This is a genomic window from Paenibacillus sp. FSL R5-0623, from assembly GCF_037974265.1.
GTDB lineage: Bacteria > Bacillota > Bacilli > Paenibacillales > Paenibacillaceae > Paenibacillus.
The window spans coordinates 5,362,430-5,383,403 of record NZ_CP150233.1 but is presented as its reverse complement, the minus strand read 5'-3'; the positions used below and the strand labels follow the sequence as shown (position 1 = coordinate 5,383,403).

Annotated in this window: 15 protein-coding genes and 2 tRNA genes; 13 read left to right on the top strand and 4 right to left on the bottom strand. The window is 45.6% G+C overall.

The window, feature by feature from the left end:
- The first annotated feature begins 3 nt into the window (after positions 1–3).
- Complete coding sequence (locus tag MKY92_RS23680) at positions 4–360, top strand: hypothetical protein (protein WP_339297849.1); 357 nt, start codon at positions 4–6, stop codon at positions 358–360.
- Between the two features lie 173 nt (positions 361–533).
- Here MKY92_RS23680 and MKY92_RS23675 read toward each other — a convergent pair whose 3' ends face one another.
- Positions 534–827: a DUF4870 domain-containing protein gene (locus tag MKY92_RS23675; RefSeq protein ID WP_017692583.1), complete on the bottom strand. Its 294-nt coding sequence runs from the start codon at positions 825–827 to the stop codon at positions 534–536.
- Positions 828–1,118: 291 nt separating this feature from the next.
- On the opposite strand from MKY92_RS23675, the gene MKY92_RS23670 reads away from it, so the two are divergent.
- The 3 genes from MKY92_RS23670 to MKY92_RS23660 all read left to right on the top strand — a co-directional run bounded on the left by MKY92_RS23670 (position 1,119) and on the right by MKY92_RS23660 (position 6,521).
- Positions 1,119–1,192 (top strand) — tRNA-Arg (locus MKY92_RS23670).
- A gap of 195 nt (positions 1,193–1,387) precedes the next feature.
- Entirely contained in the window at positions 1,388–2,158 is a 771-nt protein-coding gene (locus tag MKY92_RS23665; RefSeq protein WP_339297848.1) for a methyltransferase domain-containing protein, read from the top strand.
- Between the two features lie 394 nt (positions 2,159–2,552).
- Positions 2,553–6,521, top strand: coding sequence for a S8 family serine peptidase (locus MKY92_RS23660; RefSeq protein WP_339297847.1), 3,969 nt, complete (start codon positions 2,553–2,555; stop codon positions 6,519–6,521).
- A gap of 127 nt (positions 6,522–6,648) precedes the next feature.
- Here the strand turns inward: MKY92_RS23660 and MKY92_RS23655 are convergent, their stop codons facing one another.
- The 3 genes from MKY92_RS23655 to MKY92_RS23645 form a co-directional block, all read right to left on the bottom strand.
- Positions 6,649–7,878, bottom strand: a complete 1,230-nt coding sequence (locus MKY92_RS23655) for an MFS transporter (RefSeq protein WP_339297846.1) — start codon at positions 7,876–7,878, stop codon at positions 6,649–6,651.
- Between the two features lie 286 nt (positions 7,879–8,164).
- A complete protein-coding gene (locus MKY92_RS23650; RefSeq protein WP_339297845.1) occupies positions 8,165–8,416 on the bottom strand; it encodes a hypothetical protein in 252 nt (83 codons plus the stop codon).
- Positions 8,417–8,608: 192 nt separating this feature from the next.
- Positions 8,609–8,682, bottom strand: a tRNA-Arg gene (locus tag MKY92_RS23645).
- Between the two features lie 326 nt (positions 8,683–9,008).
- Here MKY92_RS23645 and MKY92_RS23640 point away from each other — a divergent pair.
- From MKY92_RS23640 to MKY92_RS23600, 9 genes are all read left to right on the top strand, one after another.
- The gene (locus MKY92_RS23640) at positions 9,009–9,851 is read left to right on the top strand and encodes a hypothetical protein (protein ID WP_256704391.1); all 843 of its coding nucleotides are present in this window, start codon (positions 9,009–9,011) and stop codon (positions 9,849–9,851) included.
- A gap of 138 nt (positions 9,852–9,989) precedes the next feature.
- On the top strand, positions 9,990–11,330 hold the full coding sequence (gene tig, locus MKY92_RS23635; RefSeq protein WP_339297844.1) for a trigger factor: 1,341 nt from the start codon (positions 9,990–9,992) through the stop codon (positions 11,328–11,330).
- 379 nt (positions 11,331–11,709) lie between these two features.
- Positions 11,710–12,300 carry an ATP-dependent Clp endopeptidase proteolytic subunit ClpP gene (gene clpP / locus MKY92_RS23630; protein ID WP_076216932.1) on the top strand — a complete coding sequence of 197 codons (591 nt, stop codon included), beginning with the start codon at positions 11,710–11,712 and terminating at the stop codon, positions 12,298–12,300.
- 12 nt (positions 12,301–12,312) lie between these two features.
- Complete coding sequence (gene clpX / locus MKY92_RS23625; RefSeq protein ID WP_076216933.1) at positions 12,313–13,566, top strand: ATP-dependent protease ATP-binding subunit ClpX; 1,254 nt, start codon at positions 12,313–12,315, stop codon at positions 13,564–13,566.
- Positions 13,567–13,686: 120 nt separating this feature from the next.
- Positions 13,687–14,784 carry a flavodoxin-dependent (E)-4-hydroxy-3-methylbut-2-enyl-diphosphate synthase gene (gene ispG, locus MKY92_RS23620; RefSeq protein WP_076216934.1) on the top strand — a complete coding sequence of 366 codons (1,098 nt, stop codon included), beginning with the start codon at positions 13,687–13,689 and terminating at the stop codon, positions 14,782–14,784.
- A gap of 167 nt (positions 14,785–14,951) precedes the next feature.
- Positions 14,952–16,706 (top strand): ATP-dependent protease LonB, encoded by a 1,755-nt coding sequence (lonB, locus tag MKY92_RS23615; RefSeq protein WP_339297843.1) that lies wholly within the window; start codon positions 14,952–14,954, stop codon positions 16,704–16,706.
- An 86-nt stretch (positions 16,707–16,792) separates the two neighbouring features.
- On the top strand, positions 16,793–19,132 hold the full coding sequence (gene lon, locus MKY92_RS23610) for an endopeptidase La (RefSeq protein WP_339297842.1): 2,340 nt from the start codon (positions 16,793–16,795) through the stop codon (positions 19,130–19,132).
- Between the two features lie 156 nt (positions 19,133–19,288).
- A complete protein-coding gene (yihA, locus tag MKY92_RS23605; RefSeq protein WP_221820869.1) occupies positions 19,289–19,945 on the top strand; it encodes a ribosome biogenesis GTP-binding protein YihA/YsxC in 657 nt (218 codons plus the stop codon).
- A 267-nt stretch (positions 19,946–20,212) separates the two neighbouring features.
- A complete protein-coding gene (locus tag MKY92_RS23600; RefSeq protein ID WP_339297841.1) occupies positions 20,213–20,800 on the top strand; it encodes a non-ribosomal peptide synthetase module in 588 nt (195 codons plus the stop codon).
- The last annotated feature ends 174 nt before the right edge of the window (positions 20,801–20,974 follow it).

The following is a 20,974-nucleotide window of genomic DNA, read 5'->3' as shown; positions in this document are numbered from 1 at the left end:
CGAATGTATGCCATTCAAGATGCCAAAATACGCAGGTTAACCGAGGTAGATGGATTGTCTTGTGCAGAGGTTGAAGTGCAACCTGGAAATGCCGGAGATCCGTCGTTACTTGTATACGTGGCCTCAACACAGCCCGGAAATTCGCTGGAAGTTGTTCGGATTGTACGCAATCACTCCGATTCGGCGATCGACTGGTATAACAATAACATGCATACTGCGTTTGAAGAGGCGACAGATGCCGCATTTGAGAACAGCGAAGGTATGACAGTCGAAGAAGATAAAGCTCGGTTTCAAAGTGAGTTATTTGCCTTTGGTTTGCTTGGTCCAACACTTCAGCGGTATCTGATCGGGCAAGCTTAACAGGTAATACTCCAGTAATACATGTGGTGTTAGTGGAGTAGAGTTCGATGTTGAGTTATACGTAGACAACGACCTGTTGCTGGTTGCTGTGACTGCATCTGTAACTGGAAAAACCCGCCGTTGTTGAACGGCGGGTTTTGTTATGCGATGGTCAGATCAGGTGGAGATGTTGATCAAGCATACTCGCGCAGCACTTGAATCCCTTTGACCACGTTGTACACAAAGCTTAATCCGTAAATCACAAAGAATAGAATGACAAACCCAACGGCGGAACCCAGACTATGCGCAGTTACGAAGAAATAAAATAACGGAATGGCAGCGAGAAAGGGGAATACATGTGAGAATAAGGCACGTTTTGCATGTCCCTCAATGTAATCATCCTTGGCAACAATCCATATAATGATCGGAAACAGGAACGGAGCAAAGAAAATACTAAAGTAGGATAGGGCTGATAAAAGTTGTCTCATGACGATTCTCTCCTTCAATGGATCATTGAATGTATGTATGCAAAAGATTACCCAGCAATTCTGACATTGAAAATGTCTGATGTTAATCTTACTCTAAATGTTCCAATCTCCTCAATATAACCTGGTTCAAGCTATCATATTCTCAAAGGGACTGGAGTATGAGAATAATACGGTAAAGTACATGTTTGAGCCCGCAGTTAAGTATAATTATTAATTTTTTTATAAAACTATTGAAAAATATAGAAATCAGAGTATAATAAGAACCGCGCCGAAAATTTATTATACATATTTGTCTCAGTAGCTCAGCTGGATAGAGCAACGCCCTTCTAAGGCGTCGGTCGGGGGTTCGAATCCCTCCTGGGACGTAAAAAAAAGAGAAGCTTCCCCTGGGAAGCTTCTTTTGCGTTCTAGGGAAGAGAACCCCAATGATTCGTCGGAGCATTCGCTTCGTCAGCACCTTTATTGGTTATACCTATAAACAATATAGAATTTATATATTTAAAGAATAAACTATTCTATGCCACAATGAGGATATCAATAACGAAAGCGACGGTGGTTCCATGAAATCATTAAATCAGTGGCAGGCAGAAGAATATGACAACAAACTGACTTTTGTGTCCGGATACGGCAAAAACCTGATCTCCTGGCTTCAACCCCAAAAAGGGGAATACATTCTTGATCTGGGGTGCGGGACGGGGGATTTGACGTATGAAATTTCTTTGGCCGAAGCTGAAGTTATTGGCATGGATGCATCGACAGACATGATTCGCCGGGCGAGGGAGAAATTCCCTGAACTTGAGTTTGTGGAAGGAGACGGTCATCAGTTTGAGACGAATAGACTGTATGATGCCGTTTTCTCCAATGCAGCCCTGCACTGGATGCGAAGCCCACGACTAGTGGTGGATAGTATATGGAAATCTTTGAAGCCCGGAGGGCGTTTTGTAGCAGAATTCGGTGGTAAAGGGAACGTTCAGACCATTGTGAATGCATTAGAGCAGGTTATGGAGCGAAACAAGGGCATTCGTGCATCGGAACGCAATCCTTGGTATTTTCCTTCGATCGGAGAATATAGCCATATTTTAGAGCAACGTGGATTTGTGGTGCGTCATGCCTATCACTATGACCGTCCTACCAGATTGGAAGATGGTGAGCAAGGTATAGTAGGCTGGTTGACTCATTTTGGAGGGGACTATTTTGAGGGTCTCAGTCATGAAGAGATACAGCAAATATGCCATGAAACCAGTCAGATCGTGATGCCTCACCTTTGGGAAGATGATGCTCTGTATGCCGATTACAAGCGTCTGCGTATTGAAGCCGTGAAGCCAGAATAAAGTAGAATCTTGTGAAATGTAGCAAATTTTATGGATGTTAAACGAATTATGGCGATCCTTTGTATATCAACCACGCTTCCCCTATACACCAGGAATCTCTTTCGGATAAAGAGGCTCTTGGTTTTTTTGATGCATTAATTTTAAAAATGAAATATTCAAACGACAAATAATTACAAAGGGATGTTTTTATCATACTCAAGACCCATATAAGTAATTTCTATATCATATTTGTAAGTATTTAGAAGGAAAATGTGGTATTTTGATAGAATAATTTACCAAGGGTCAATCCTTCTTGCAGATAGGCGGTGAAATTGGAGTGTGTATTGCAGTACGCACAAACAGCAGGAACCCATCATTTGGTGACGTATTCACATTTAAAAGGAGGGGCAAAGCCTTGAGTAAACGATTGATATCCACGTTATTAAGTGTTCTGATGGTCTTTTCCATTATTCTCCCCGCGGCTGGAGCCGCTCCCACAGATTCAGTTATTCAGCTTGAGAACTTACCAAGTACGGCCGAAGCCAAACAATGGAGAGAGATTCTTGCAGGACGGGAAGCAAAACTTGCCGCAGATCCATTTTTGGATAAAAGCTTGGAAGGTCTGGGTGGAGAGAACACCCGAGTGATCGTTGAGCTTTCCAATAAACCTGTTGCAGTAGCGCAAGGTGAATCAACCCTCTCCGGAAAATCTTTTACCTCCTCTATGGAAACAAAGGCTGTGACTCAAGTTGAGCAACAACAACAGTCATTTGTACATAGCCTCACTCAGAAGAAAATCAAACATGAAGTATTGGAAGAATATGCATATGCCCTGAATGGTGTAGCGATTGAACTTAAAGGAAACCAGGTGGGACAATTGCTTCAAATACCTGGCGTGGTCAGCGTATATCCTGACCTTGAAGTTACAATAGCGCCAGAGACAGATGAAGTGAACCCGTACATGAAAGACACAGCGCCTTTTATTGGTGCACCTGAAGTATGGGATCTGGGTTACAAAGGAAATGGCATTAAAGTCGGCGTCATTGATACAGGCATTGACTATGAACATCCTAATTTGCAAGAAGCCTACAAAGGTGGATGGGATTTTGTTGGGAACGACAATGACCCGTATGAAACAACATATCAAGAATGGAAAGGATCGGGCGAGCCTGAGCTTAACGAGCTTGGAAGCCCCTATTACACATCTCACGGTACGCACGTAGCGGGTACCGTTGCTGCTCGCGAGGCGGGGGACTACGGCATTGTTGGTGTGGCTCCTGAAGCAGATATCTATGCTTACCGTGTACTTGGACCGTATGGTAGTGGTCAAACCTCATGGGTACTCGGCGGAATTGATCGTTCTGTTCAAGATGGCATGGACGTAATCAATCTCTCGTTGGGTAACGCCGCCAACGACCCGAGTTATATTACTTCAGTTGCCCTGAACAATGCGATGTTGTCTGGTGTGACAGCGGTTGTAGCAAGTGGTAACAGCGGACCTAACCGTTATACACTCGGTTCTCCGGGTGCGTCTGCAATGGCCATTACGGTAGGTAACTCTACAGGACCTAGCCAGGTGATTACAGCTGATACTCACTTCTGGATTGGTGAGGAAGGCGAAGAGACACAACCTGAACAACAACCGGTTCCAGAGGTTGAACAATCTCCTGAACTGGGTACGGCACCTGGAACAGAAGAGCCAGAAGATTCGGAGGAAGGTTTACCCGCAACTGCTGATGAGGAAAGTGCAGCAGTTGTGAAGGACACAGTTTCTAACGAAGCTGAAGTTCCGAATGTAGAAGAAGTTACAACAGAAGAAAATACTGAAAACACTCCATCTGTATCACCTTCTGCACCGGTTGAAGCTTCTCCTGAAGCTGCTCCTGTGGAAGAAGAGTCTGTAGTTGCTCCGACTGAAGCTCCGCTGGCTATTACAGAGTCGGTTTACCGTCTGGATCTGATGGGATGGAGCCTTTCCGCAGACCCTGAAACTGTTTTGACAGGAAAATATGAGCTTGAATATGCAGCACTGGGTAAGCCAACTGATTTTGAAGGCAAGGATTTTACAGGGAAAGTGGCATTAATACAGCGTGGTGAAATCGCATTTGTAGAGAAAATCGCCAATGCTAAAGCCGCTGGAGCCTTGGCTGTTATTGTATATAACAACATTCCCGGCCCAATCGGTGTAAGTCTGGGCGATAACTTTGAACTCATTCCAACACTGAGCATGTCCAAGGAAGATGGAGATGTGATCAAGGCTGAGCTGGACGCAGGCCAAGCCGTTGAAGTGAGCTTTAGTGATTTTGAACGTTCCCAAACTCCGGGTGATGAAATGAATTCATCCAGTTCACGTGGACCTGCTAAGGTCACACTGGACATCAAACCGGATATTGTTGCACCAGGTACAAGCATTTTGTCTACGATTCCTGCCTACGGCAAGGATGAGCCAGACGCAGATTACGCACAAGCTTATGATCGTAAATCAGGTACAAGTATGGCTACACCTCATGTAGCAGGTATGATTGCGCTGCTGATCGAGAAGCATCCGGAATGGACACCATTTGATATCAAAGTTGCACTGATGAACAATAGTAAGGTGCTGGATACAGCCAAGTTTGATGTATTTGATCAAGGTGCTGGCCGTATTCAGGCTGTAAATACCATTGATCCTGCGGCTTTTGTCAAAGTGCTTGATGTAACACAATACACAGAAAGTGGCTCTGTTGTTGAGAAGGAAAATATCACCGGAAGTATCAACTACGGTAATTTCCTGAGCACAGATGAAAAGACGATTACCAAAACGATTAAAGTTGAAGCGCTGAATGGTAGTGGAGGGGATTACACCGTAAATGTGAATCCAACTCGTAATGTGGCAGGTGTATCCGTTGCCGTAGACAAGAGTTCCTTCACACTGAATGGTGAGGAAGAACTTGCAGTGACAATCACCGTTCCAAGAGGGATTACTGCGACTACAGAAGCACAAGGGTACATTGAGTTCTCGAATGGAACCAATACTTTTACTGTGCCATATGTTGCTCATTTCAACGTTACGTTGAGTGGGGTTAAATATATTGAAACCGTAAAAGGCACTGAGAAAAATCCATTCCACTACCCATTGAAGGCTGATGGTACGTTGGATACCCTTAATGTAGCGATGGAATTCTATAATCCGATGACATTTGCCCTGATTGAGATCTATGATGGTCTTAATCCGGAAGGTGGATATTATCAAGATGGTTATATTGGCTCCATCTTTGGTAACTATTTTAACTTCAGTGCCAATGCAAGATACAACCTTGCTTGGGACGGCTCATATGCAGATTACACAACCGATGAAGTGACAGAGATTCCGGATGGTTTATATACGGTAGACATCACTACTATTGGTACGGACGGTAAAACTTATAAGGAAGACACTTCACCATTTTTGGTGAAAAAGACAGCTCCGGCTGTAACTGCACCAGAAGCGTTGGAGTTCAAAGAGGATGAGCCTGTTGTTCTTAATGGTAGCGTGGAAGACTTGTACTTCAGTGTAGCTCCTGCGCTTGCCAGCGGATGGGACATCACGTTTGATCCGGCAGCTTCCCTGGAAGCAACGTATGTTGTGAAAAAAGAGGATGGTTCGGTTTATAAAGAAGGAGTCTTTGAAGTACAAGCTGATGGTACCTTCAGCCTTCCTTTGGAGGGAATTGAAGCGGGCGAGTATGCCATTGAACTTACAGTAAAAGACCAACAGGGGCTTGTGGGCACAGCCAATACGGCACTGAAATTGGAAGCCGTGGAGACCGAACCTGAAACTCCGGCAACCAAGGCCCCAGGTACGCCTGTGTTGTCTCACAATAACTGGGTAGGCAACGGCCTGCCAGAGGGCTCGTATATCGTTACCATGAACCTGTGGTGGGGTGAGAACGGAACTAGCTACAAGTTATATGAGGACGGGGTTTTGATTGATACGCAGAAGCTGACTTACAACGCGCCTTGGGCGCAGTTTGCTCAGACGAAGATCACGGGCAAAGCCAATGGCACGTATACGTACGTGGCTGAGCTGACCAACGACAAGGGAACAACGCGGAGTCAGACGTTGACTGTTCGGGTTACCAACGCTACGCCAGGCAAAGCAGTTCTCTCTCAGGATAACTGGGATGGCGATGGAAAATATAAGGTGACCATGAACCTGTGGTGGGGGACCAACGCTACAGAGTATCGTCTCTATGAAAATGATAAGTTGATCGATACGCAAGAACTCCGTTCGGCTACACCTAATGCGCAAAGTGCTGTGACTACACTGTCCGGGAAAGCATCGGGCACGTATACGTATCGGGCAGAGTTAATTAACGCAGCTGGTGTGACCAGCACAGACACGATTAAGGTAAAAGTGAAGTAAGTTCATCCCTCATTGAAATCGATTAAAATTGATTAAATTAATGAAGGAATTGTTCTATGCATAAACAGCCTCCATCCTGATTTGCAGGATGGAGGCTGTTTTGTTTTTTTATAAATGAATTGTATGACTAACCGATCATTCTATTTTTGCTGGCCTGAATCCCTGCGATTAGCAAAGCGATGGCGAGAATGACCTGTATTAGCAACGGCAGGGTCCATCCTTTTGTCCAGTCATGAAGCATACCGAACAGTAGAGGTCCCACTGCCGCAAGCATATATCCGAAGGACTGGGCCATACCGGACAGGCTGGCAGCTTGTCTGGCATCTTTTGTGCGAAGGACGAAGAACATGGTTACCATTCCAAATGAAGCTCCAGCACCTATTCCTGCCAACGTGACACCAATGGTAACGAGCGAAGCGATGCCACTTAACAATAAAGCATACCCGACAATCAAAGAAGAGCACGTAATCGCGGTTAGAACACGCTGATCTCGCGTTCGGCCGGCGAGGATTGGAACGATAAAGGTAGCCGGTACACTAACCATCTGCATTAGGGAGAGCATCCACCCTGCTGAGGTGGGACTGAATCCTTGCTCAGCGAGAATCTCGGGAAGCCAGGTAATCGTTGTATAGAATATTAGAGATTGCAGACCCATAAATAAAGTAATGAACCAGGCAAGGGAAGAGGTCCGTAGACGTACAGGCGTCCCTTCACTCTGTGTGGCTATGAATAACATTCGCTGACGTCCTGCGGCGATCTGGGGGAGCCACAAGAGAAGCGCCAATACGGACAACAAGGCCCACATGCCTAACGAAGCACGCCAACCCATAGATGTGGCTCCTGCTACGGGTACACTCACACCTGAGGCGATGGCGCCAAATATGTTCATGGATACAGAGTATAATCCGGTGACGATACCTACTCGCAATGGGAAATCGCGTTTGATTAAACTTGGCAAAAGCACGTTGCTTAATGCAATGCCGCACCCCAAAATTGCGGTTCCAGCATATAAGGAGAGAACGGAAGGCAACAAGCGTAAGGCCACCCCAATGGTTACAATCATAACAGCCAATAGCAGAGCAGATTCGAGTCCTAACCGTTTGGCAAGACGTGGTGCAAAGGGGGAGACTGCTGCAAAGGCGAGCAAAGGAAGTGAGGTCAGAAGCCCGACCATTGTATGGCCGATACCTGTATCTGAGCGGATCATCTCCACTACAGGTCCGGTTGCTGTAATCGGTGACCTCATGGTAGCGGCGATGACGATAATGCCTGCTAATAACAGGCCAAATCTTTTGGATGTTGAAGAATGTTCTTCCTCGGTATGGATAGATGAGTGTTGCTGTATTGAAGATGACATTGATAAAATCTCCTGTGTCCTATGAAGTTAATATGTATGGATTGTTACATAATCCACTCCGTAAGCATAACATTCTATGTCAATATTGAGCAATGAAATGAAAAAACACCTAATGGACCGTGGGTGCTTTGACTAGCCTGTGAACTCTAACGAATCCATGAAGTCTTATAATGGGTAAAATCGCTATTTTCAGATTCTACCGAACCTCAGCGACGTTAATCAGGCTATGAAGTGCAAATAAGTTAGTTAATATTCCAGAATGGTGAAATAAGCTTTCTAAGATTCGTTAGAATTCCATGATGCTGAATTTGGAGCAAATAAAGTGTCCTATGTTCGTTAGAACATCGATACTGCCACCTGCAGCGACATAGAGCATGTAATGGAGTGGATGCTCCGACGAACCATTGGGATTCTCATCCCCAGAACGCAAAAAAGCTTCCCGAAGGAAGCTTCTTTTTAATACGTTCCAGGAGGGATACTCTCCTTGCAGTCGAGACTGCGAAGTGGTGCTAACGAAGCGAATGCTCCGACGAACCATTGGGGTTCTCATCCCCAGAACGCAAAAAAAGCTTCCCGAAGGAAGCTTCTTTTTAATACGTCCCAGGAGGGATACTCTCCTTGCAGTCGAGACTGCGAAGTGGTGCTAACGAAGTGGATGCTCCGACGAACCATTGGGATTCTCATCCCCAGAACGCAAAAAAAGCTTCCCGAAGGAAGCTTCTTTTTAATACGTCCCAGGAGGGATTCGAACCCCCGACCGACGCCTTAGAAGGGCGTTGCTCTATCCAGCTGAGCTACTGAGACATGAATTTTTTCAAGCAAAATTGATTTTATCATATGCATACAGGAATATCAAGCATTTTATTTTAAACTGTTTTTCGTATATGATATTTGGCGGCAGTAACGTTTTTTTCATTATATTTAAGGTTATGTTAGAATATCAGGAGAACTCAAAAAAATAGATCAACAATCGTTTTAATATATATCTATTTAGGTTGATTCCAACTGGAGATTCAGGATATAGAGGAGGTGCTCCCATTAAGGAATCCACGACCCCGGAAACCGAGCATAACAACAATATTGTGCTGTTTCCTAAGACGCTGGACTATTACCAGATTCAATTGACAGTTATGCTTGAAAATGAACGGTATGGTGAAGCGATGAAATTGCTTCACTTTTTGCTGCAATGTCAGGGACAGGAAGAGCGCCACTACGATGAATGGCGGGCCCTGCTCGAATGGCTTCAGGCTGCGTTTCCTCAATATGAAGAAACCTCGCCTGCCGTTCTTGAAGAACGAGAAGAGGAAGAAGAGATTAGTGAGGAGGACATGGCACGGCAGCATGCCCGAATGAAGCTTGAACAGGATGATGGCTATGCAGATAAGATGCTTCGCACAGTCATGGAAGAGCCGCTGTCTGAACAGACGATGCTGGCTTTGGAGCAGCTGGCCTATCTTGATCTGCCGAAGATTGATGAGGCACTTACGAGTTGGTTAAAAGAGAAGTCGCTTCACCCTCTGCTTCAATTTCGGGTGCTGCAAACCTTGCGTCGCCGAGGCGTTCAAGGTATGATCCTGTTTACGAGAGGCGAAGAGCAGGTTGAAGTCGAGATTGATACCGTGCCTCTTAAACCAGAGGAATTCCCGCTCCAGATCGTTCAGATTTTGGAACGAGTGGCAGATCAGACGGAGGTTCATGAACCTACGCTCTTTTATTTTGCTCAGGAGTTATGGATACAATATGTCATGGCCGTGTATGGAACTCGTGATTATGTATCCATGTTGGAAGAAAATGATTCCATGACAGATATATGGGCAGCAGCTCTACATATGACCGTTGCAGACAGTCTGGGTGGCTCGCATGATGAGGAAAATACTCGCTCAATGTATGCTGTGACAGGGGCAATGCGCTTTCGGCTGGAGCAGGCTTATCGTTCCATGAAGCAGTTTGTATCTGCCGGATTGGATGGTTAATAGAGGCCGGAAACGTTTTCCTTAAACCGTATCAAGGGATTCCCCTTGAAAAAGAATCTAATCTTGTTTATACTAAAATGGTTATTTTGTACGTGATTGCCTACGTGAACATGTGAATTTTGGAGGGGAAAGTATACAATGAAAGCAACTTGGGAAAAGATAGAGAAGAACCTTGGGGTTCTTGAGGTTGAAGTGGATGCAGATCGTGTAACTGCAGCACTCGACAAAGCTTTTAATAAAGTGGTTAAACAAGCAAACGTACCTGGATTCCGTAAAGGTAAAGTACCACGTTCCATCTTCGAAGCACGTTTTGGTGTAGAGAGCCTTTATCAAGAAGCAATTGACATTTTGCTTCCTGAAGCTTATACAGAAGCAATCGACCAAACGGATATCTTCCCGGTTGATCGTCCTGACGTAGATGTTGAACAATTCGCTAAAGGACAAACTTTCAAGTTCAAAGCAAAAGTAACTGTGAAACCTGAAGTTACTCTTGGTGAGTACAAAGGAATCGAAGTTGCTGTAGCAAAAGGTGAAGTAACTGAAGCAGAAGTGACTGAAGAACTTGAGCGTCTTCAACAACGTCACGCTGAACTCGTTGTAATCGATGAAGGTTCCGCTGCTAACGGCGACGTTGCAGTAATCGACTTCGACGGTTCCGTTGATGGTGTACCTTTCGAAGGTGGACAAGCTGAGCGTTATTCCCTGGAACTGGGTTCCAACACATTCATTCCTGGATTTGAAGAACAAGTTGTGGGTCTGTCCACAGGTGACTTCAAAGACGTAGAAGTGACTTTCCCAGAGAGCTACCATGCAGCAGAACTTGCTGGCAAACAAGCGGTATTCAAAGTGAAAATTCACGAAATCAAACGCAAACAGCTTCCTGCATTGGATGATGAGTTTGCTAAAGATGTTAGCGAATTCGACACTCTTGAAGAGTACAAAGCTGACCTGAAAACACAATTGGAATCCCGTAAAGCTGACGAAGCCAAAGCTGCACAAGAAAATGCAGTTGTAGAAAAAGTGGCTGAGAACGCTGAAGTGGACATTCCTGCTGCAATGGTTGAGAGCGAAGTACAAAACATGATGCGTGATTTCGATAACCGTTTGCGTAACCAAGGTATGAACCTTGAAATGTTCCTGAGCTTCTCTGGCCAGACTCAAGCTGACCTGAGAGGACAAATGCAAGAAGATGCTTCTAAACGTGTTCGCAACAACCTGGTGCTTGAAGCTGTAGGTAAAGCGGAAAACATTGAAGTATCTGACGAAGAAGTGAATCAAGAACTCGAGAAAATGGCTGAATCTTACAAGCGTCCTGCTGATGAGATCCGTGGCATCCTCGAAGGTAATGGTTCCCTGGACAGCCTTCGCGATGAAGTTAAACTGCGTAAAACGATTGACGTTCTTGTTGAGAACAGCACAGTTGTTGAACCGGTTGAAGCTCCAGCTGAAGAAGTTGTTGCAGAAGCTGACGGAAAATAAGACAAGCTGTTATCAACTTGTCAGTTGAATAAACGATAAGGCACGTGAATTATTGCGTGCCTTATTTTTAAATTATGACATCCATTTTATAGAAAATGAAGTAATTATATGGATGAACACTAATTTTATTGATCCCTGTACACTTTTTACATACCTATGTACTTCATGCAAATAAAAAAAGGCAATACGGCATAGGATGGCTTCAATTTGCACATACATAGAAAACATGGTTAAATATGATCAGGCTAAAAAAGTAAACAAACGGATGTCTGACCCTTCTTGTGAAAAATGACATTGTCACAGGAAAGTGTTAGAATGAATTTGGGTTTGCTTTACAGGTGGCCTATGTCTAATTACATGTAGAAAAGAGGTTGGTCTCATGAGTCTGGTGCCAATGGTTATAGAACAAACCAATCGAGGCGAGCGGTCTTACGATATATATTCACGTTTGCTGAAAGATCGCATTATCTTTCTAACCAGTGCGATTGATGACGATGTAGCCAATCTTGTCATAGCACAGCTTTTGTTTTTGGCAGCCGACGATCCTGAGAAGGATATCAGCTTGTACATTAACTCACCTGGTGGTTCTGTCACCGCAGGGATGGGTATATACGATACGATGCAATTTATCAAGCCGGATGTATCTACCATTTGCGTTGGGATGGCAGCAAGCATGGGCTCGTTATTGCTGACAGCCGGTGCACCTGGCAAGAGATATGCGCTGACAAATAGCGAAGTAATGATTCATCAGCCGCTTGGCGGCATTCAAGGACAGGCTGCGGATATTAAGATACACGCAGAATGGATTATTAAAACACGTCAGAAACTGAATCAAATATACGTCGATCGTACGGGTCAGTCTCTTGAGAAAATTGAGCGGGATACAGACCGTGACTTCTTCATGAGCGCTGAAGAGGCTAAGACGTACGGCATTATTGACCAGGTGCTCAGTAGACCGATCAATTCCTAAAGGGGTGGTTTCATGTTTAAATTTAACGATGAGAAAGGGCAACTGAAATGCTCTTTTTGCGGTAAATCTCAGGAGCAGGTGCGTAAGCTGGTCGCTGGACCAGGCGTGTACATTTGTGATGAATGTATCGAACTTTGCACCGAAATCGTTGAGGAAGAACTCGGTCATGACGAAGAAGTAGACCTCAAAGATATTCCAAAACCAAAAGAAATTCGTAATATCCTGGATCAATATGTTATTGGACAGGAACAAGCGAAGAAGTCATTGTCTGTTGCGGTGTATAATCACTACAAACGGATCAACACACAAAGCAAAATTGAAGACGTTGAACTGTCAAAGAGTAACATTTTGCTGTTAGGACCTACGGGTTCTGGTAAAACGTTGCTTGCGCAAACGATGGCAAAAATTTTGAATGTTCCTTTTGCTATTGCGGATGCTACTTCATTAACAGAAGCGGGTTATGTAGGTGAGGATGTGGAGAACATCCTGCTCAAACTGATTCAAGCTGCTGATTATGATGTGGAAAAAGCAGAGCGTGGCATTATTTATATCGATGAGATTGATAAAGTAGCGCGTAAATCCGAAAACCCATCCATTACTCGTGATGTATCGGGCGAAGGTGTGCAACAGGCTCTCTTGAAAATTCTTGAGGGAACTGTGGCTTCTGTACCACCACAAGGTGGTCGTAAACACCCTCATCAAGAATTCATTCAGATCGATACAACGAATATCCTGTTCATTTGCGGCGGTGCCTTTGATGGTCTGGAGCAAATGATCAAACGCCGGATCGGTAAAAAAGTCATTGGCTTTAATACCGTTTCTGAGCAAAAAGATCTGAAACCAGGTGAATACCTGGGTATGGTATTGCCGGAAGATTTGCTGAAATTTGGTCTGATTCCGGAATTTGTAGGCCGTCTGCCAGTCATCTCCACTTTGGAGCCGCTGGATGAAGATACGTTGGTACGGATTCTTTCGGAACCAAAAAACGCGCTTACCAAACAGTACCAAAAATTGCTTGAGCTGGATAATGTGAATCTGGTATTTGAACCAGCTGCATTGCTTGCGATTGCAAAAGAAGCAATTAAACGTAACACAGGTGCACGTGGATTACGTGCCATCATTGAAGGTATCATGCTTGAAATCATGTATGAAGTGCCTTCACGTGATGATGTTACGAACTGTGTCATTACTGAAGAAGTTGTTGAGAAAAGAGTCGTGCCTGAACTAAGCCAATCGAAGGACGATAAGCAGGAAGAGAGCGCCTAATAAAGGCCTGAATCCCGTTGAACTCTGAAATATAGACTTGTCAGTTCTCCACTTTGGCAGAAGGCGAATTCATGTCTCTGTCAGGGTGGAGCTTTGACGTTGTGGGGAGAGAAATCACTCATGTATTTAAGACAGGATACACGTCCCGTGAAAGTGGGAAACGTAACGATCGGTGGCAGTAACGAAGTCATTATCCAAAGTATGTGTACAACCAAAACGGCAGACGTTGAAGCAACGGTTGCAGAGATTCTGCGACTGGAAGAAGCGGGCTGCCAAGTGGTACGTGTAACGGTGAATAATGAGGAAGCTGCCGCAGCCATCAAGGAAATCAAGAAACGCATTCATATACCGCTCGTAGCGGACATTCATTTCAACTATAAGCTGGCTTTGCTTGCGATTGAGAACGGCATCGATAAAGTTCGGATTAATCCAGGTAACATCGGTAAACGTGCGAAAGTGGAAGAAGTGGTTAAGGCTTGTAAAGACCGCGGCATTCCGATTCGGATTGGAGTAAATGCGGGGTCTTTGGAAAACCATCTCCTTGAGAAGTATGGGTATCCTACGGCAGATGCTATGGTAGAAAGTGCTTTGTATCACATTGGTATTTTGGAAGAGCTTGATTTCCATGATATCATCGTGTCGCTCAAAGCATCGGATGTGCCGATGGCGATTGAGGCATATACCAAAGCAGCTCAAATCATTCCGTATCCGTTGCATCTCGGGATTACCGAAGCAGGTACACTGTTCTCCGGTACGATCAAAAGCTCCGCAGGTATGGGAGCCTTATTGTCCATGGGTATTGGTTCTACGATGCGGATCTCACTGAGTGCGGACCCGGTAGAAGAAATTAAGGTCGCTCGTGATCTGCTCAAAACATTTGGACTCATTACAAATGCAGCTACATTGATCTCCTGCCCAACGTGTGGACGATTGGATATCGACCTGTTCTCCATTGCCAACGAAGTGGAAGAGTATATCTCCAAACTGAAGGTGCCGATTAAAGTATCAGTGTTGGGTTGTGCGGTTAATGGTCCAGGTGAGGCCAAAGAAGCGGATATCGGAATTGCAGGTGCTCGTGGAGAAGGTCTCTTGTTCCGTCACGGCAAGATGATTCGTAAAGTACCTGAAGAAATCATGGTTGAGGAATTAAAAAAAGAGATCGACAAAATCGTCGAAGCCTACGAAGAGACAGGGGTTATTCCTGGTCGTTCGCACTGATTGATTCATATCTTGTTACAACAAAAGCTCGCCAGCGATGGCGGGCTTTTTATTTTCTCGCATACAAATTCTGCATCGCCCGTTTACGTCGCGTTGAAAAGGCTATACTACCAAGTATTAGCATGATCTCATATGAGAATAGCGACAAAATAGGAGGATGTGAAGACATGGAATTTGGTATGGTCATCATGTTGATTCAGTTATTTTTTGGAGTGGTGATTGGTTTGTATTTCTGGAACCTGCTGCGTGGCCAGAAAACGAACCGCAGTGCCGTTGAGCGTGAATCTCGCAAGGAACTGGAGAAGCTGCGCAAGCTGCGTTCGATCTCACTCACCAAGCCGCTGTCGGAGAAGACGCGTCCAGCCACCATTAATGATATTGTTGGGCAAAAAGATGGGTTGCGTGCCCTTAAAGCTGCATTATGCAGTGCGAATCCGCAACATGTTATCATTTATGGCCCTCCCGGAGTCGGGAAGACAGCTGCCGCAAGGGTTGTGTTGGAAGAGGCCAAGAAGAATCCATCTTCTCCTTTCAAGCCAGATGCGAAATTCACGGAGCTGGATGCAACAACAGCCCGTTTTGATGAACGTGGTATAGCGGACCCCTTAATTGGTTCGGTTCATGATCCGATATATCAGGGAGCAGGAGCTATGGGCGTTGCTGGTATTCCCCAACCCAAACCGGGCGCTGTGACGAAAGCGCATGGGGGAATGCTTTTTATTGATGAAATAGGTGAATTACATTCGATTCAGATGAATAAGCTGTTGAAAGTATTGGAGGATCGCAAGGTGTTTTTGGAGAGTGCGTACTATAACTCGGAAGACACGCATACTCCTGCTTATATCCACGATATTTTTCAAAATGGCCTTCCGGCCGATTTCCGCCTTGTTGGAGCAACGACTCGTTCGCCTCATGAACTGCCACCAGCTTTGCGTTCACGCTGCATGGAAGTTTATTTCCGTCCTTTGTTGCCTGAGGAGATTGGGCGAATTGCAGAGGATGCTGTTCAGAAAATAGGGTTCAGTCCATGTCCGGATGCCGTTGATGTGGTCAAGCGATATGCAACCAATGGACGCGAAGCGGTTAACATCATCCAGCTGGCTGCTGGGCTTGCGCTGACAGAGAAGCGTGAGACGCTTCAGGCGTCTGATGTGGAGTGGGTGGCGGGTAGCAGCCAGATTCAGCCACGGCCTGATCGGAAGGTCCCTACACACCCACAGGTGGGGTTTGTTAACGGCTTGGCGGTATACGGACCGAATATGGGAACCATTTTGGAGATCGAAGTGTCTGCTGTTCCGGCTCTTAAAGATCAAGGCCGAATCAACATTACAGGCGTTGTGGATGAAGAAGAGATTGGAGGCGGTTCGCGTACACTCCGGCGAAAAAGTATGGCAAAAGGCTCGGTTGAAAATGTGTTAACCGTATTAAAAGCCATGGGTATTCGTCCGAATGATTACGATTTACACGTGAATTTCCCAGGTGGGACGCCTATTGATGGTCCATCCGCCGGGATTGCCATGGCGACTGCCATTACATCAGCGATTCAGGGACGCCCTGTGGATCATGAGACAGCGATGACTGGCGAGATCAGTATTCATGGTCGGGTTAAGCCTATTGGTGGCGTGCTGGCCAAGGTGGAGGCTGCCTTTCAGGCAGGAGCGAAGACCGTTATTATTCCCGCGGAGAACTGGCAGTCCATTTTTGAGAATCTGGATGGCTTGCGCGTTATCCCGGTAGATACCGTAGAGGATGTATTCCGTGAAGTGTTCGCCTGGGTTCCGGAATCACAACAGATGGAACAAACGAAGCTTGCAGAGGAGACAGTTGCACCTGCAACGGAGATTTTTCCACCGGCATCCGCTTCCTATTTGCGTGCGGACGTGCCTCGCCCAGGACAGGTTACAGATTCGGGAAGCTGCTAAGCGCTTCCCTTCATTGGTTTTTTATGTGAACATTTGATAGAATAATGAATGACTACAACCTGAGAGCCATTGGAGGTGCGAAAGCGATGGGACCGAGCAAAGCGAAAGGTCGTCGTTTTCCTTTACTGCCTTTAAGAGGACTTCTCGTCTACCCGAGTATGGTACTGCATCTCGATGTGGGCCGGGAGAAATCGGTCAAGGCTTTAGAAAAAGCGATGGTAGAAGAACATCTGATTCTCCTATGTTCCCAAGCCGAAGTAAATATTGAAGAACCAACACAAGAGGACATTTTCAGAATCGGAACCGTGGCCAAGGTCAGACAGATGCTGAAGCTTCCAAACGGTACGATTCGTGTACTCGTAGAAGGCTTGGAACGGGCTGAAATTATTGAATATACGGACAACGAGGAATATTATGAAGTACTGGCTAAAGAGCTGCCTGAAGAGGAGAACACCCATCCGGAGACGGATGCCTTGATGCGTACCGTTCTGAACCAGTTCGAGAATTATATTAATCTGTCCAAAAAAGTGACACCAGAGACACTCGCAGCGGTGTCTGACATCGAAGAACCAGGGCGGCTGGCCGATGTCATCACGAGTCACCTGTCCTTGAAGATCAAGGATAAACAGGAAATTCTGGAGACCATCGACGTTCGGGAACGTCTGGAGAAATTGCTGGATATCCTGAACAATGAGCGCGAGGTGCTGGAGCTTGAACGCAAGATCAGCCAACGTGTGAAGAAACAGATGGAGAAAACGCAGAAGGAATATTATTTGCGCGAGCAGATGAAAGCGATCCAGAAAGAACTGGGTGAAAAAGAAGGCCGTGCGGGTGAGGTCGAGGAACTTCGCACACAGATGGAAGAACTCGGCTTGCCGGACAAGGTGAAAGAAAAGGTCGAGAAAGAAATTGATCGACTGGAGAAAATGCCTGCAAGTTCAGCTGAGGGTGGAGTCATTCGCAACTACGTGGATTGGCTGCTTGGCCTTCCTTGGAGTCAGATGACAGCGGATGATCTGGATATCCAAAAAGCCGAAGATGTGCTGAATGCAGATCATTACGGATTGGAAAAGCCCAAAGAGCGTGTGCTTGAATATCTGGCTGTCCAGAAACTCGTCAAGAAGCTCAAAGGGCCCATTCTCTGTCTGGTTGGACCTCCAGGGGTTGGTAAAACATCACTTGCCCGTTCGATCGCCAGATCGCTGGGTCGGGAGTTTGTAAGAATATCTCTGGGCGGCGTGCGTGATGAAGCCGAGATTCGTGGTCACCGACGCACCTATGTAGGCGCCATGCCTGGACGTATCATCCAGGGGATGAAAACGGCAGGTTCACTGAATCCGGTATTCCTGCTGGACGAGATTGATAAGATGGCTTCAGACTTCCGCGGAGATCCTTCCGCAGCGTTACTTGAGGTACTTGATCCAGAACAGAATAATACGTTTAGTGATCATTTTGTAGAATTGCCGTTTGACTTATCCAACGTTATGTTTATAACAACTGCCAACACGGTACACAATATTCCGCGTCCATTGCTGGATCGGATGGAAATGCTCAATATCCCTGGTTACACGGAGCTGGAGAAGCTGCAAATTGCGAAAAACTATTTGTTGCCCAAACAGAAGCAGGACCATGGTCTGGAAGAAGAGCAATTGGAAATCCCGGATGACGCGTTGTTGCGTGTAATTCGTGAATATACACGGGAGTCAGGTGTGCGTAATCTGGAACAGCAGATGGCTTCGTTGTGCCGGAAGGCTGCCAAGAACGTCGTATCTGGCGTGGAAGGTCAGATTAACATCTCATCAGATAAGATCAAAGACTACCTTGGACCTGGCAAGTTCCGTTATGGTATGGCCGAACTGGAAGATCAGATTGGTACCGTAACGGGTCTGGCGTGGACTGAAGTGGGTGGAGATACCCTTATCATTGAAGTGACTGTTGTGCCTGGAACAGGTAAATTGACTCTCACAGGTAAACTGGGGGATGTCATGAAGGAATCGGCACAAGCCGCATTCAGTTATACCCGCTCCAAAGCTACACAGCTTGGAATTTCGCCTGACTTCCATGAGAAGAACGATATCCATATCCACGTTCCGGAAGGAGCGATTCCGAAGGATGGTCCATCTGCCGGGATTACGATGGCAACAGCGTTAATCTCAGCCTTGACAAACAAACATGTGTCCAAGGATATCGCGATGACTGGTGAAATAACACTGCGTGGACGTGTACTGCCGATTGGTGGTCTGAAAGAGAAATCACTGGCAGCCCATCGTGCCGGTTATAAAAAAATATTATTGCCTAAGGATAACGAACGGGACCTGCGTGACATTCCAGACAGCATCAAGGAAGATGTGGAGTTTGTACCTGTAGCCCATATGGATCAGGTATTGCAGCATGCACTTGTGGAGCAGACAGGCATTAACCTGTAATCCACACATCCGAAAGGTTCGTATGAAGAGTAGACCGTTCTGCGGAGGCTTCGGCGTCCGCTGGAACGGTTTTTTTGGTATGATAGAACAATCCATGGCATAATACCTTCAACAGGTGATGCATAGCACAGGCGTTCAAGAGAGGAAAGATACAATATGAAAGTAAATCAATCTGAATTTATTATCAGTGCCGTTCGGCCTGAACAATACCCCGATGACGGTCTGCCAGAGATTGCTTTGGCGGGACGCTCCAATGTGGGGAAATCTTCCCTGATCAACCGTTTGATCAATCGTAAAAATTTGGCTCGGACGAGCTCAACACCGGGTAAGACACAGCAACTCAACTATTATAAAATTAATCAGGATCTCTACTTCGTCGATTTTCCGGGATATGGCTACGCTAAAGTTTCCAAAGAGCAACGCTTTGCCTGGGGTAAAATGATGGAGAAATACTTGTTGGGACGCGAAGAATTGAAACTGGTTATGCAGATGGTGGATATGAGACATGAACCGTCCAAAGAGGACAAGATGATGAACGAATGGCTTCGTCATAATGGACTGCCTTTGGTTGTTGTAGCAACCAAGATGGACAAGATTCCAAAAACACGCAGAGCCAAATATATCAAAGTCATTAAGGAATCACTGGGTCTTCGTTCAGGGGATTTGTTTGTGCCGTTTTCATCCGAAGAGGGATTGGGGAAAGAAGAGTTATGGGACATCATTACCCGCCATGCCCGCATAGATAAGTATGCACCAGTGCTGGATGCAGAGGGTGCTTCTGATGAGGAAGAAACCAACGGAATTAACGGATAACCGAGATAGTATACCGTTTTAGTGCAGGAAAGTGAGCATGCTAAGTGAATCTTTGATGAGATCCAGATTAATCCGGTTTTTTATGGGATTTCGTGAGAATTCATCATCTGGCTCTGGAGAAATATAACGTTAGGGTAGTGTATAATGGGCATAGGTGCATATTGCCAACAGTACCAAACATACCGGCTTAGCCGGCCTGAAGAATTTTGAGATGACTGCTACATGTGCAGGAAGACAAAACAATCGGGAAAGAATTGAGGGATTTGTATGGCTCAGCGGTTAGCCACAGAGTATGTTAAGGCCACTATGAAATTGTCAGAACCCCAGATGCATCAGTTTTTGCGCATGACAGAAGACGGCAGGCTTCATCATCGGGTTAAGGTGTTGGACAATGGTTGTCAGGAGGTTGTGCTGGGGGATGTGAGTGGAGAAGAAGTGCATTTCCCTTTTGACCGCATAGAAGGATTCTATATCTGTGAGTTATCTTGCCGCCTGGTGAATCTGCATCTGACCAACGTTGTCAGGAAGCTCTTTGTGACTTTTAAAGGTGACGGGGTCGTTCATCGGATCTATAAAGGGTTCACCATGACGTATGTTTATGCTCAAGGCACTGTCCACAAAATTGTGGAGAAGACCGGGGAGAACACCCGAGTGATCTATGAATACAAAAATACGTTGCTTGAATTGCAACATCTGTTCCAGGCCAGAGATGTAGAACGCGAAATCAACCGTGTTTATGCAGAGATCGATTCACTGCTGGACAATAGAAAAGATGCGACTGCTGATCAGCTCCATCAGATTGATGAGACCCTTGCTCGTCATCAAAAACGGTTGTTTGAGCTTGAAGCTTATTAGCTTAAAATTGTATGTTTATAAACGTATGTGTATATGATGAATTCCCTTGTATCTTCCGTGCAGTGGCACTCGCCAATGTGGAGGTTTCAGGGGGATTTTTTGATGTGAGATCAATTATTCCGAATTGAACATATTTATTTTACAATCTTCTGGAAAAGGGTTGATTTCACTCTG

Coding starts and splice junctions, on each gene's coding strand:
- lon (WP_339297842.1), top strand. CDS start 16,793: ATGGGACCGAGCAAAGCGAAAGGTCGTCGTTTTCCTTTACTGCCTTTA.
- yihA (WP_221820869.1), top strand. CDS start 19,289: ATGAAAGTAAATCAATCTGAATTTATTATCAGTGCCGTTCGGCCTGAA.
- MKY92_RS23675 (WP_017692583.1), bottom strand. CDS start 827: ATGAGACAACTTTTATCAGCCCTATCCTACTTTAGTATTTTCTTTGCT.
- MKY92_RS23655 (WP_339297846.1), bottom strand. CDS start 7,878: ATGTCATCTTCAATACAGCAACACTCATCTATCCATACCGAGGAAGAA.
- tig (WP_339297844.1), top strand. CDS start 9,990: ATGAAAGCAACTTGGGAAAAGATAGAGAAGAACCTTGGGGTTCTTGAG.
- clpX (WP_076216933.1), top strand. CDS start 12,313: ATGTTTAAATTTAACGATGAGAAAGGGCAACTGAAATGCTCTTTTTGC.
- MKY92_RS23600 (WP_339297841.1), top strand. CDS start 20,213: ATGGCTCAGCGGTTAGCCACAGAGTATGTTAAGGCCACTATGAAATTG.
- clpP (WP_076216932.1), top strand. CDS start 11,710: ATGAGTCTGGTGCCAATGGTTATAGAACAAACCAATCGAGGCGAGCGG.
- ispG (WP_076216934.1), top strand. CDS start 13,687: ATGTATTTAAGACAGGATACACGTCCCGTGAAAGTGGGAAACGTAACG.
- MKY92_RS23665 (WP_339297848.1), top strand. CDS start 1,388: ATGAAATCATTAAATCAGTGGCAGGCAGAAGAATATGACAACAAACTG.
- lonB (WP_339297843.1), top strand. CDS start 14,952: ATGGAATTTGGTATGGTCATCATGTTGATTCAGTTATTTTTTGGAGTG.
- MKY92_RS23640 (WP_256704391.1), top strand. CDS start 9,009: ATGCTTGAAAATGAACGGTATGGTGAAGCGATGAAATTGCTTCACTTT.
- MKY92_RS23650 (WP_339297845.1), bottom strand. CDS start 8,416: ATGGTTCGTCGGAGCATTCGCTTCGTTAGCACCACTTCGCAGTCTCGA.
- MKY92_RS23680 (WP_339297849.1), top strand. CDS start 4: ATGTATGCCATTCAAGATGCCAAAATACGCAGGTTAACCGAGGTAGAT.